Source organism: Dyadobacter sp., assembly GCF_039919315.1.
In the GTDB taxonomy this organism is placed as follows: domain Bacteria; phylum Bacteroidota; class Bacteroidia; order Cytophagales; family Spirosomataceae; genus Dyadobacter.
In genome coordinates this window covers 197,788-210,415 of record NZ_JBDSFX010000001.1, presented here as the reverse complement: position 1 = coordinate 210,415, position 12,628 = coordinate 197,788, and the positions used below count along the sequence as shown (strand labels likewise).

At 43.3% G+C, this 12,628-nt stretch carries 14 protein-coding genes; 11 read left to right on the top strand and 3 right to left on the bottom strand.

Annotation, left to right across the window (positions count from 1 at the left end):
* Positions 1-26 precede the first annotated feature (26 nt).
* The 4 genes from ABIO93_RS00965 (at position 27) to ABIO93_RS00950 (ending at position 3,143) form a co-directional block, all read left to right on the top strand.
* Positions 27-305, top strand: a complete 279-nt coding sequence (locus tag ABIO93_RS00965) for a nucleotidyltransferase domain-containing protein (protein WP_348063569.1) — start codon at positions 27-29, stop codon at positions 303-305.
* Entirely contained in the window at positions 302-442 is a 141-nt protein-coding gene (locus ABIO93_RS00960; protein WP_348063568.1) for a hypothetical protein, read from the top strand. Before ABIO93_RS00965 ends, ABIO93_RS00960 begins: the two co-directional genes overlap by 4 nt.
* Before the next feature lie 212 nt (positions 443-654).
* Positions 655-1,725 carry a 3-isopropylmalate dehydrogenase gene (gene leuB / locus ABIO93_RS00955; RefSeq protein ID WP_348063567.1) on the top strand — a complete coding sequence of 357 codons (1,071 nt, stop codon included), beginning with the start codon at positions 655-657 and terminating at the stop codon, positions 1,723-1,725.
* A gap of 263 nt (positions 1,726-1,988) precedes the next feature.
* Positions 1,989-3,143, top strand: coding sequence for a 2-isopropylmalate synthase (locus ABIO93_RS00950; protein WP_348063566.1), 1,155 nt, complete (start codon positions 1,989-1,991; stop codon positions 3,141-3,143).
* 141 nt (positions 3,144-3,284) lie between these two features.
* On the opposite strand, the gene purU is transcribed toward ABIO93_RS00950, so the two are convergent.
* Positions 3,285-4,118: a formyltetrahydrofolate deformylase gene (gene purU, locus ABIO93_RS00945; RefSeq protein WP_348063565.1), complete on the bottom strand. Its 834-nt coding sequence runs from the start codon at positions 4,116-4,118 to the stop codon at positions 3,285-3,287.
* 168 nt (positions 4,119-4,286) lie between these two features.
* On the opposite strand from purU, the gene ABIO93_RS00940 reads away from it, so the two are divergent.
* Positions 4,287-4,772 (top strand): GAF domain-containing protein, encoded by a 486-nt coding sequence (locus ABIO93_RS00940; RefSeq protein ID WP_348063564.1) that lies wholly within the window; start codon positions 4,287-4,289, stop codon positions 4,770-4,772.
* Between the two features lie 56 nt (positions 4,773-4,828).
* On the opposite strand, the gene ABIO93_RS00935 is transcribed toward ABIO93_RS00940, so the two are convergent.
* Positions 4,829-5,125 (bottom strand): muconolactone Delta-isomerase family protein, encoded by a 297-nt coding sequence (locus ABIO93_RS00935; protein WP_348063563.1) that lies wholly within the window; start codon positions 5,123-5,125, stop codon positions 4,829-4,831.
* Between the two features lie 278 nt (positions 5,126-5,403).
* Between ABIO93_RS00935 and ABIO93_RS00930 the strand changes: the two genes are divergently transcribed.
* From ABIO93_RS00930 to ABIO93_RS00905, 6 genes are all read left to right on the top strand, one after another.
* A complete protein-coding gene (locus ABIO93_RS00930; protein WP_348063562.1) occupies positions 5,404-5,973 on the top strand; it encodes an RNA polymerase sigma factor in 570 nt (189 codons plus the stop codon).
* Positions 5,942-7,516: a hypothetical protein gene (locus ABIO93_RS00925; RefSeq protein ID WP_348063561.1), complete on the top strand. Its 1,575-nt coding sequence runs from the start codon at positions 5,942-5,944 to the stop codon at positions 7,514-7,516. Before ABIO93_RS00930 ends, ABIO93_RS00925 begins: the two co-directional genes overlap by 32 nt.
* A 122-nt stretch (positions 7,517-7,638) precedes the next feature.
* Positions 7,639-8,877 (top strand): serpin family protein, encoded by a 1,239-nt coding sequence (locus ABIO93_RS00920; protein WP_348063560.1) that lies wholly within the window; start codon positions 7,639-7,641, stop codon positions 8,875-8,877.
* Positions 8,878-9,121: 244 nt separating this feature from the next.
* Complete coding sequence (locus ABIO93_RS00915; RefSeq protein WP_348063559.1) at positions 9,122-10,423, top strand: hypothetical protein; 1,302 nt, start codon at positions 9,122-9,124, stop codon at positions 10,421-10,423.
* Position 10,424: 1 nt separating this feature from the next.
* Positions 10,425-11,009, top strand: coding sequence for a hypothetical protein (locus ABIO93_RS00910; RefSeq protein ID WP_348063558.1), 585 nt, complete (start codon positions 10,425-10,427; stop codon positions 11,007-11,009).
* Between the two features lie 9 nt (positions 11,010-11,018).
* Entirely contained in the window at positions 11,019-11,486 is a 468-nt protein-coding gene (locus tag ABIO93_RS00905; RefSeq protein WP_348063557.1) for a lipocalin family protein, read from the top strand.
* A gap of 19 nt (positions 11,487-11,505) precedes the next feature.
* On the opposite strand, the gene ABIO93_RS00900 is transcribed toward ABIO93_RS00905, so the two are convergent.
* Positions 11,506-12,627, bottom strand: coding sequence for a glycosyltransferase family protein (locus ABIO93_RS00900; RefSeq protein ID WP_348063556.1), 1,122 nt, complete (start codon positions 12,625-12,627; stop codon positions 11,506-11,508).
* Position 12,628: the final 1 nt, after the last annotated feature.

Below are 12,628 nucleotides of genomic sequence, written 5' to 3'. Positions count from 1 at the left end.
ATTAATTTGGGATAAACTCTTGTCAAATGGATAAGCCACAATTGTATCAAAGCCTTAGAAGCTATCTTCTGCAAAAGAACGTCACAAGAGCGGCTGTTTTTGGATCATTTGCAAGAAATGAGGAAAATGACCAAAGCGATATAGATCTGTTAATTGATGCAAATGGTCTGACTATGTTTGACATTCTCCGAATTGAAGATGAATTGCAGGCGATATGTCAACGAAAAATTGACTTGGTAGAATTTAGGGCTATCAAATCATCGATTAGTAAACATGTTTTTGAAAATCTTGTTGAGTTAATATGAAGCGGGACGATCGGGTTTACATTCAGGACATTATCGATTCTATTGAAATTATTACTGATTATGTAAACGGAAAGTCAGAAAAGGATTTTGAGGAAGTCTCTTGTTGCAAGACGCTGTCTATCGAAGATTTGAAATAATCGGTGAGGCTTCAACGAAAATTTCTGAGGACTTTAAGCTAGCACATCCTGAAATTGAATGGAGATTAATGAAACTAATGCGTAACAAAATTGATTCACGAATATTTTGGAATATCCCCCAATGCCGTTTTCTCTACTATACTTGAAGACTTGCCTCTTCTGCTAGCGAAAATCAAAAAAATTAATTACTGATTATCAATCAAAACCACTTAATGAAGAAAAATATCCTAATCGTTCCGGGAGACGGAATCGGACAAGAAGTAACTGAGGTTGGAAAGAATGTGTTGATTAAAATTGCTGAGAAATTCGGCCACGAATTTAGCTACGACGAAGCATTAATGGGCCACGTTGCGATTGAAGCAACTGGTAACCCTCTTCCTGATGAAACACTTGCTAAGATGCGAGCATCGGATGCAATCCTTTTCGGAGCAGTGGGTCATCCAAAATACGATAATGATCCGACTGCGAAAGTACGCCCGGAACAAGGGTTGCTCAAAATGCGTAAAGAGCTGGGATTGTATGCCAATTTGCGTCCTATCAAGTTGTTTGACGAATTGCTAGGAGCATCCTCTATCAAACCTGAGATTCTGAAAGGTTCCGATATCCTTTTCTTCCGCGAGTTGACGGGTGACATCTACTTTGGAGAGAAAGGGCGGAAAAATGATAATAATACAGCTTACGACATTGCCGAATACAGCAGGTACGAAGTGGAGCGCATCGGCCGCCGGGCTTTTGAAGCAGCGCGTACCCGTAGTAAAAAACTATGTTCTGTGGACAAGGCTAATGTTTTGGAAACCAGCCGTCTGTGGCGGGAAGTGATCCAGGCGCTTGCTCCTGAATATCCTGATATCGAAGTTGAACACCAGTTTGTGGATTCTGCAGCAATGATGCTGATCAAGGATCCACGCCGCTTTGATGTGGTTGTAACTGCCAATTTGTTTGGAGATATTCTGACGGATGAGGCAAGTCAGATAGCGGGTTCAATGGGTATGCTTGCTTCGGCGTCAGTTGGAGACAGTACCGGCGTGTACGAACCGATCCACGGATCAGCACACGACATCACCGGAAAAGGAATTGCAAACCCGTTAGCATCAGTACTTTCAGCTGCGTTGCTCCTCGATATATCATTTGGTCTGAAAGAAGAATCGGATGCGATTATTTCGGCAGTTGACAAATTGTTGAAAGATGGTTTCAGAACCAGGGATATTGCCGATGCGACCACTCCTGCTGAACTGATCCTGAACACGCAAGCTGCTGGTATTGAACTTTTAAAAAGAATATAATTTACAGCAAGTTTTGCCAAATTATATTTGTTGAAAGCAAAACTTATGTTTTCTTTGCAGAAGAAACTCGCGGCCAGCGAATTTTCGCAAACATACAATGAACGCACTCGATAGAAACCTAAATCTTCATATTCTATTAATTCCGTAACTACGGGAAAGGTTATGTTTTGATTCGTTCCAAACCCTTTCTCTAATCCGGAAAGGGTTTTATATTGTTTGAAAATTATTAAATTCGTGTCCATTAAAAATTTTAATACCCACCAATGAGTAATCGAGTTCAAATCTTCGACACAACTTTACGAGACGGCGAGCAGGTCCCTGGAAGCCAATTGACCACGGAAGAAAAGATTGTTGTAGCCAAGCAACTCGAAAAACTAGGGGTAGATATCATTGAGGCCGGTTTTCCAGTGTCAAGTCCTGGTGACTTCCGGTCAGTGGTTGAGATTTCAAAAGCAGTGCGCGAGCCTATTATTTGTGCATTGTCACGTGCCGTTCAGGGGGATATAGATGCAGCAGCAAATGCCCTACAATATGCCCAGAGAGGACGCATTCACACAGGTATCGGATCTTCGGATATTCATATTCAGCACAAGTTCAATACGACCCGCGAAAAGATCATTGAAAGGGCTATTTCGGCTACTAAATATGCCAAGTCCAAGGTTGAAGACGTTGAGTTTTATTGCGAAGATGCAGGTCGTGCCGATCTTGTATTTCTTGCCCAATTAGTTGAAGCCGTTATTGGTGCAGGTGCAACGGTGGTGAACATTCCGGATACTACGGGTTATTGCTTGCCCGACGAATATGGCGGAAAGATCAAGTATATATTTGAGAACGTTTCCAATATACATAAAGCCGTCATTTCTATTCACTGCCATAACGACCTTGGTTTGGCAACTGCTAACTCAATTGCGGGTATCAACCAGGGGGCACGTCAGGTAGAAGTGACGATAAATGGCATTGGAGAGCGCGCAGGAAATACTTCGTTGGAAGAAGTGGTAATGGCACTTCAGGTTCACAAAGAGCTGGGTCTGGAAACAGGCGTCAATACTCAGTTTATATACCCCACCAGCCAGCTTGTTTCTAAAATGATGCGTATGCCGGTTCAGGCTAACAAAGCCATTGTGGGTCGTAATGCATTCGCACATTCATCAGGAATACATCAGGATGGCTTCCTGAAAAATACGTTGAATTACGAGATTATGAACCCGCATGATGTGGGTGTCGATAAATCAGACATCGTTTTGACGGCCAGAAGTGGACGTCATGCACTGAAACACCGCCTGGAACTTTTAGGATTCAGCTTTGATAAACCAGCTTTGGATGAACTTTACACGAGGTTCCTGGAAGTTGCGGATTTGAAGAAAGAAGTGAACGATGCGGATCTTGTTGACCTTGCCAGGACGGCGATTCCGGTCTGAATTAGAATATCATTAGAATTAGTTAACCCCCTGAATCTGAATTTGATGTTTTAAAGATTTTTTTGTAACATTACATATTCAATAACATCCATCAGATTGCAAAAAGCCCTCGGTGATTCTGACTAAGGGTTTTTTTCTTGCCTAAAGAATAATCGTCCTGTTGTTGTGAATGAACACGCGATCGTTAAAAACGAGCTTCAAGGCCTTCGACAAAACTGCTTTTTCCGTATCCTTTCCCAGCGTTGCCATATCAGATGCAGTCTGTTTGTGATCCACTGATTTTACATCCTGCGCAATGATAGGACCTTCGTCTAGGTCATTATTTACAAAATGAGCCGTGGCACCAATGATTTTCACCCCTCTTTCGTAAGCTTGCCGGTAAGGGTTTGCCCCGATAAATGCAGGAAGAAATGAATGATGTATATTAATGATCTTGTTTGGGAAATGGTCGACAAATTCCGGTGTGATGATGCGCATATATTTGGCTAGTACCAGATATTCCGGCTGGTACACATCCAATGTTCTCAAAATCGTCTCTTCATGTTCTTCACGGGTTTTGTTTTCATGTGAAATGAAGTGAAAAGGTATCCCGAATTTTCCCACCAATGGCTGTAAAGTGTTGTAATTGCTGATAACGGCCAATATAGTCGCATCTAATTCATTAAATGCATATCGAATCAGCAACTCGCCGAGGCAATGATGCTCTTTAGTGACCAGTAAAACGATATCCTTACCTTTTTTAGGATTAATTCTAAGGTTAAGTCCGGCAGGGAGCTCAGCTTGGAGTGATTGCAATAATTCCGTAATATCCGCCTCACCTTCAAATTCCGTCCGCATGAAGAAGTATTTGGACGGGCTTACATATTCGTCATTACTGATAATATTTTGATTATGAGCGAAAATTATCTTGGTAACCAGGTAAATCAGACCCTTATGATCGGGGCCGTCCATGAGTAAAATATGTCTTTGGATCATTAAAAAGCAATCTTGGAAATGACAATTGAAAATCGAATGTTACCAGACACCAAATATACTCAGTCGGAGCATTTTACGGATAGTATTTAAAGTCTATATTGTTTTTAGACTAATATGTAACTATTCCGAGGGCATTGGTGTTTCAAATGTCAATATAGAAAGATTAAAATGGCAGAAGAACTATTAATACCAGCCGATACAGATCGAGGTACATTGTACGAGGTGCTGTTTCCACAAATTCAATCATTAGTTGAAACAGAAAGTGACCTGACAGCCAATCTTGCGAATGTGGCCGCCGCACTCAAAGAAGCTTTCGGATTTTTTTGGGTAGGATTTTATATTGTAAAGGAAGGCCAGCTGGTACTTGGGCCTTTTCAAGGACCGATCGCCTGTACCAGAATTCCGTTTCATAAAGGAGTTTGCGGAGCGAGTTATACCCGGCGGGAAACCATTATAGTACCGGATGTAGAGCAGTTCCCAGGCCACATTGCATGTAGTTCGGCATCCAAATCAGAAATTGTACTGCCTGTTTTTAACAGAAATGGCACAGTTGCGATGGTATTGGACGTGGATAGCGATCGCCTGGATGATTTTGGCGAGGCCGATGCGATTGGTCTCAAAAAGATCCTAAAACTGATTGAAAGGAAATTATAGACCAATAAAAAACCCCACTAACACATATTAGTGAGGTTCAAAAATAGGGTTATTTATCAGTTCAGTGAAAACATTGGTAACCTCAGGGCAACAACGTTATTAAACATCAGCTTTGAAATCTTGGGATCCATGTAATCAATTAAAGGAAACTCCGAGACAAGTGACATTACTTCAAATTCACTTTCAGCTCTAACCACGCACCAGAGCTTTGCGTAATCATCGGACAAGGCATAAGACATCAGTCGGCCCTGTTCCATTAATTCGTTAATCTTTTTTCTCTGAGCAGGTATTTTCGCTGTGAAATCTTCCGACATGACAGCCGGAAGCTGTATTTCAACCATATATTGGCTCATGGGCGATAGAAGTTAGGTGTTCAAAAATACCTTACATTTTACATTACTTGTAATAAAAGGATATGTACCACTGATTAGTTCCTGCAAGTAATGTACTAAATATTTAATAAAACCTTTAGACATTTTCCAACCATTGCGATCATGAACGTGTCGTACTTAATACGAATTATAGCGCCCAGGATTCCGGTCCGGTGCTTGGCCAGGCAGTATTCACTTATCTTTGGGATAGCGGTGCTGAAATTTAATACTAAACCGAACGAAGCACCCCTAAACTTCGGATGACCTTTAACGAACAGGAATTGGTGAAAGGCTGTAAGCAGCGCAACCGCATCGCCCAAAAGCAACTTTATGATGTTTTTGGGGGTAAGTTGTTCGCTATATGCCTCAGATACACGAAAAACCGTACAGATGCCGAAGATGTTTTACAAGATGCGTTTATCAAAATATATGAAAATATAGATTCTTTCAGGAACGATAGCCCATTAGAGTATTGGTTGCGTTCTGTTGTAGTAAATACAGCGTTGAATCATTTGAGGCAACAAAAATATTGGAAAGACCTGGATGATATTGATATCCATCATAATGGAATTGCCGACAAAGAGATTACGCTCGGCAATTTTCAGATGCAGCAGTTGCTGGAACTGATCCAGGAATTGCCACCGGGCTGTCAGACGATCTTCAATTTGTATGCAATTGAAGGTTTTCAGCACAATGAAATCGCTCAAAAGTTGGGCATTTCCGAAGGAACTTCGAAGTCGCAATATTCGCGTGCAAGGAGTATACTTCAACAAAAATTGAACAAGGAAAAAAGATTTGATGATGGATCCGTCCGAAATAAACAATTTTGAAGATCAGTGGCGAAAGGCTTTGCAGGAAGCCTCTGAGGCACCTCCTCAATCCGTTTGGGAGGGAATAGAGGCGCGCCTTGATGAAGGTAACAAAAAAGGGTTGGTACTTCCACTTTGGTGGCAGTCTGGCAAAATTTGGTACGCAGCAGCCTCTATTGCGGCAATTTTAATGGTCGGTGGAGGAATCTGGTATAATAGTTCGGACGTTAAAAATGATCCGATCAATACAGGTATTGCGACTACTCATGAAGCTAAAAAGCCTGCGACCGAAAAGCAGGTTTTGCCAAAAACTGAAATCGAAGCCCCGGAAGTAATTTCGGAGGATTCCCAACTTGCTGAGAACTCTACCGGACTTGCAAAGAATTCTACTGGAAATGAGACTGAGGAAAATAAGATAACGAAGTCAAAAGTAGAAATCGCACATCAAGGCAAGTCTGAGAACGCAAATAGCAGAGCTGCTAAGTCAAAAGGGCATGTTGTAAATGCACCTCTTGCGGTAACTGCGGAGGAAAATTTTGCTGTGACCAAGTCAGCAAGGGGTAATGTTAAAGTTTCTGATAAACCATTCGTAGAACAAAAAGCATTAACTCCTGCGGCAATTCAAGTTGTTGAAAATCAGGCGCAAATTGCATCCAATGAGAATGTGCCAGCCAAAGTGGCGCAAGAGACAAGTATCTCTGCTGAATCTCTGACGGCGCTGCCTTACAGTGATTTGGCGGTACACGTTCAAAAGCGTTACGTATTCTTCCGCCCCGACGTTAAATCGGAAGAGCCGGTTAAACTGTCCAAACAGAAAGAATATTGGGCAGGGTTGAATCTGATGCCAGCATCATTTAACCCGGATCTGAAATTAAAAGAAGCTCCGCTCGCATTCGCCAATCAAACGGTATCGAATAAAAAATCCGTTTCGGGATCAAGTGAATCGGGCGTTTCTTACGCTGTGCAAACACAAGGCGGAATGCGGCTTTCTAAGCATTGGTCCGTCGAACTGGGAGTGAGTTATTTGAAAGGAAATTCTGATTATATCGGTGGTGGTTATGTGCTGAGCGCCTATAACAGCAAGTCTTCTAATGTGTTGGAGGATGCGTTGGCAGGTTTGGCAGCAAGTCCTGGTTCTAATTTTGGAGATAAAAGTGCGGATTTTGTCAATAATGGAGCACTTTACATTGATGTGGCCAAGAAAGTAAGTAACAACTATCAATATTTGCAATTGCCGGTTCAGGCAGGATTTACGATCAATCCGGATAAAAAGCTCAGTTATTCAGTTCTGGGCGGGATGTCGGCTAATTTCTTTTTGACCAATGAACTGGAATCTGCATCGGGAGAGATCATTACCACGACGGCCGATGATGAAATTTACAGGACTACCAACTGGTCTGCTACTACCGGGTTGAGATTTAATTACAGACTTTCATCAAAATGGAAGGCAAGCTTGACTGGCTCATATCAAAAAGCCGTTACTTCCGGTTTCAGGTCAAATCAAAGTCTCGAATCTCATCCTTACCTATATGGAGTCGCGTGGGGCGTGCGATATTCTTTTTGAAATAATATAAAAGGCTTCCAACCATCGGACGGCTTTTTGAATCTAACTAATGTAGATTTATTTGAGGGAACAAGTAGTCTTTACAATCTTGTCCCGAAAGAATGCTCTAACATTTATTAGCCATGAATAAAATTCTTAAACAATCCTTCATTGTACCTATTCTGTCGGCGGGCCTGTTTTTCGGCTGTACCAATGATAGTAACGTTGAGCCAGATGTTGAGGTTAATCCGGTCAGCATTCCAACAGGTGTTTCAGAAGGGACCACTGCCTTTGCTTTTGATTTTCTTCACACTTTGCAGGAAACCCAACCTACGGGCGATAACCTGTTTGTGTCGCCGCTAAGCTTACACATGGCTTTGGGAATGTTGTTAAACGGGGCTGAAGATGAAACCGCTCAGGAGATCCTGAAAACGTTGAAGATGGAAGGCATCTCGATTTCAGATCTGAATAATGCTTACAAGACGCTGATCAATGACTTGCCGGTTGCCGATTCGAAAGTAAGCCTGGGGCTAGCCAATTCAGTTTGGTACAAGAGCGGTTTTCAGGTTGAATCGGATTTTCAAAGTGTGTTGAAAAATGATTTCGATGCAGAAATTACCGGGCTTCCTTTTGATAATGCGGCCAAGGATAAGATCAACCAATGGGCCAGTGATAAAACCAAAGGGAAAATCACCAAGGTAATTGACGAGATCAGCGCCGAGCAGGTGATGTTCCTGCTGAACGCGCTGTACTTCAAAGGCGACTGGAAAACGCAGTTTGATAGCAAAAAGACGCTGGATGCATCATTCAAGCTGGAAAGCGGCGCTGATAAAACGGTTAAAATGATGTACGCGAAGTCTGACTTCAACGTCTCCAACGCGGCCAAGTATAGTGCAGTGAGGTTACCCTATGCAAATGGTCAGTTTAATATGACACTGTTAATACCCAAAGGACAAAATACAATAGACCAGGTATTGAAAGAACTGACGGCATCACAATGGAATGAGTTGCAATCGACCGGCCTGAAGCAAGCAGTGGTAACGGTAGGTCTCCCACGCTTTAAGCTCGACTATTCCGGAAAACTGAACAAGACTTTGGCAAAAATGGGCATAGAGAAAGTGTTTACAAATGCCGCCCAGCTTGGTAAAATCAATAAAACAGCAGATTTATTCGTCGATTTTGTAAAACAGGATGCATACCTGGGTATCGACGAGCAGGGCACTGAGGCCGCAGCCGTAACGACCATCGGGATTGGTCTTACTTCGGTAGGCGCGGAGGAGCCCAGGTACATCTGCGACAGACCGTTTGCACTGATGATCAGTGAAAACACGTCCAACACGATTTTGTTTATGGGAAGAATCAAAAACCCGGACAGCAAGTAAATACCAGAATAGCTGACCGCGTCAGGCTGACCGCGTCAAGCTGACCGCGTCAGTTTATCTATTAGCCATTAAGAAATCAAAAATAAAAAATGCCGTTAGTTACGGCATTTTCGGGGTGCGTTATCGTCCGGAGGCTTTGCTTTCGGACGATTTTGTTTTATGTTCCAACCAATTATTATTAAACGGTGTCATAAATATGCCAAGTCGGAATGTAATAATAACAAGTCTCTAACCTCTTAATGCTATGAAAACCAAACTTTTACATTTACTTCTTCTTTTTGCGACTACTGCCTTCTGGTCGTGCAATGACCAATGTAAAGAAACCAGGGTTACCCGACGTTTCAGCAATGTTACCCGCTCTCTCATGGAACTTCGCACGCAGGTCAAATCGGAAGCTCCGCGCGCCCTCGAACGACCTGGGAAAATGTACATCAAGGGTAGTTACCTTTTTGTCAATGAAATAAAGGAGGGGATTCATGTCATCGATAATAGCAATCCTTCCAGCCCGAAATTTGTCTCTTTTATAAAAATCCCCGGTAATGGTGACATTGCCGTTCGCGATAATATACTCTATGCCGATAGTTTCTCTGATCTGGTAGCATTGGATATAGCCGATCCTACCAAGCCGAAAGAAGTGGAAAGGATCAAAAATGTCTTCAAATTTGGTTTGTTTGATGGTGGCAGCTGGTCTTTGAATGAATCCGTGGGTGCCATTAATGATCAGAATGTGGAGTATGTGACAGAAACCGTCACCGTTAACTGCGAAGAAAATATCTCTCCGAATTTTTGGTGGGGTGGTGCCTGGGCTTTGGCCGACCGCGCATTTTTGAGCAGTTCAGCGTCTTCTGCGTCGCCACAATCATCCGGCGGAAGCAGCGGCCAGGCAGGTTCTATGGCCCGTTTCGCATTGCATCATAACTTTCTATATACCGTTGGACAGAATGATCTTCATTTGTTCAACATTGCAACTCCTTCCAAACCCGTCGATTTTGCAACCGTTAATGTAGGTTGGGGGATTGAAACTATATTCCCTTACGAGAACAAGCTTTTCATTGGTTCTTCAACCGGAATGTTCATTTATGACAACAGTAATCCAGCCGCCCCTAAGCAACTTTCAACATTCCAGCACGGCCGTGCCTGCGATCCTGTAGTCGTGCAGGGCGACATTGCCTACGTAACGTTGCGTACAGGTACCGCGTGCGCAGGAACACAAAATCAATTGGATCTGGTGGATGTGAGTAACCCGGCAGCGCCGCAACTGATCAAAAGCTACCAAATGCAGAATCCGCATGGATTAAGCATTGATTTCCCTACATTATATCTATGCGAAGGCGAAAATGGTCTTAAAGTGTTTGATGTAAAAGACAAATTTGCGATAGATCAGCACTTACTGGCGCATTTTAAAAATATGGATGCTTATGACGTGATTTCGCTTGGGAAAACATTGTTACTAATCGGTAAAGATGGTTTCTATCAATACGATTCGTCGAACCCGCTCGACCTGAAATTACTGAGCAAGATACCTGTAGGCAAAACCACCATATAGCATGAGAAAATCATTATACTTTCTCTGTGGCATGTTGTTGATGACAAATGTACTCAGAGCGCAGGATCCGTTTGTAAAGCATTATGTCAATCATACCGAATTTGGCGGGTTGTTTGGGCGTGTAAAGTACCCTAACCTTTATAACGGAAACCAGGAGCAAGTAGATAACAGGCTCAGCATGACCATACAGACATTCAATGGGGTTCAGCTAACCAGACGTTTGTCGACGGGAGTAACCATTGGAATGGATTGGTACAAAGCGGCCCTTCTCAACCCGGTTGCTGCCGGATTACGTTACGACCTGACGAAAAAGGGTAATGTCAAAATATACGGTACAGCTGACATAGGTTACGCTTTTGCCTGGTTTCATGACGACGCAGAAGGATTTAATACCAAAGGAGGTTTAATGGTCAACCCGGGAATTGGTATGCGGATTGGCAAGCCCGGAGCTACTGCGGTAACCCTGGCATTTACTTACAAAAGACAAGAAGCGGACATCGACAAGCCACCGCTTTGGGACCAAACTGAGCGTTCGGAAGAGAGAGTTTACAATCGTTTAGCGATCAGATTAGGAATAAGTTTTTAATTATTAGCCATGAAAAAATTAGCCTCGTATATCGCAATCATCGCCTTTTTCGGCCTGACAGCCTTTGAATGTGGTGACCAGGAAGATTGCTGTGTAATGCCTCCATGTAGCGAAAAATCCAGCTTAACCGGAACCTGGCGGCTGGAAAGTTATCAAAACATTTCCACTGGCGCGGAGGATAAAGATCCTGAACCTGATGGAAAAGGGGTGGTATTTACCTTTAAGGATGACGGAAAAGAGGGGACCATAGCCGGTCATACGTTCGTCAATGACATTAGCGGTAACTATACTTTGGCAGGCGGATGCTCAGTGAAGATCACGGGATTTGGAGGGACAAAAGTAGGAGAGCCGGGGTGGAGCAGTAAAGCGTGGCTCAATTCGAATGCGACCGCTAATTTCCAAGTTTCGGAAAACCGGTTCATACTTACCTTCCCGAATGCTACTGAGAGGTTAGTATTTAAAAAGACGCAAAAGTAGCATATAGCAACTGAAATGATCAGGCTTCCGATTTTACCTTTGGGTTAACGGAAGCCTGTTTGTCAAACGCCTGAATTTCTTTGACAAACGTGTCCTCACCCGAGAGATACCAATTTCTGAATTTCTGCGATTGATCAATGTGCTTGGGAAGATAATCAAGCAAAATGGAAAGATCGAAGGATTTGGAAGTAACGCCGGCTCCTGAAATCACACCATCGATCGCATTGCATTCCTGCTCAAAATGATTGGGCACCGGAACCATCATAACTGGCTTTCCAAGGTACATAGCCTCACAAACTGACTCAAAACCAGCCGTAGTGACCAGTGCGCCACAAGTTGCCAGCATATCCAGATATTTCCGGCTGTTGATCCGATGGAAAGTCAGCGTTTCGTCAAATGCAAATTCATCAGAAACATCAACATTATCCCAAAAGCAATGAAGTACCACTTCCGGATGAGCCATATGCCAGTCAATGACCTGGCGGCTGAGGCTGTGGTGGGTCATGTACACCAAAAAGAAATTCCCGCGGGTGGGTAAGAGCTGTACAATTTCTTTCCGTAGAAGCGGCGGAACTACCGTGATTTTAAGATCTGGTCTGGACGGAATTTCACGAAATGAGAGCGCCAGCCGCTTGGCTGCAAACCAGGATGTTGATTTGGAATTGAGATTGAGCAATAGCCGGTTGATCAGGCTGTTTTTTGGAAATACAAATTTGGGATGCATGAGCAGGTACTGGTGCGCTATGCAAACCATAGGTATGCTCGACCTGTAAACGAGGTTGTATAAGCCACCAAAAGTGTCGTAGAAGCTGATGATCAAGTCGGGCCTGATATCCTGAATGGATTGATGGATCTTACCGAGGCTTTTTAAATATTTCGGTAAGTTGGAAAGATGCGTGTAAAGCGTTCGTTTCAGGTTCATTCCGCCGCCCTGCGCATTGTAAACGATATTCGGAGCGTCAAAATGCAGTACCGGAGCTAAGATCTGTTCATCAAAAAATGCGGGAACCTGGCGGCCCGGTGAAGTACCGACCATAGCGGCCACAATCTCATGCCCGCGCGAACGCAGGATCTGACCCATTGAAATAGCCTGGGTCAAATGGCCGCGGCCTTCTCCCTGTACCAAAAAAAGGATCTTCATA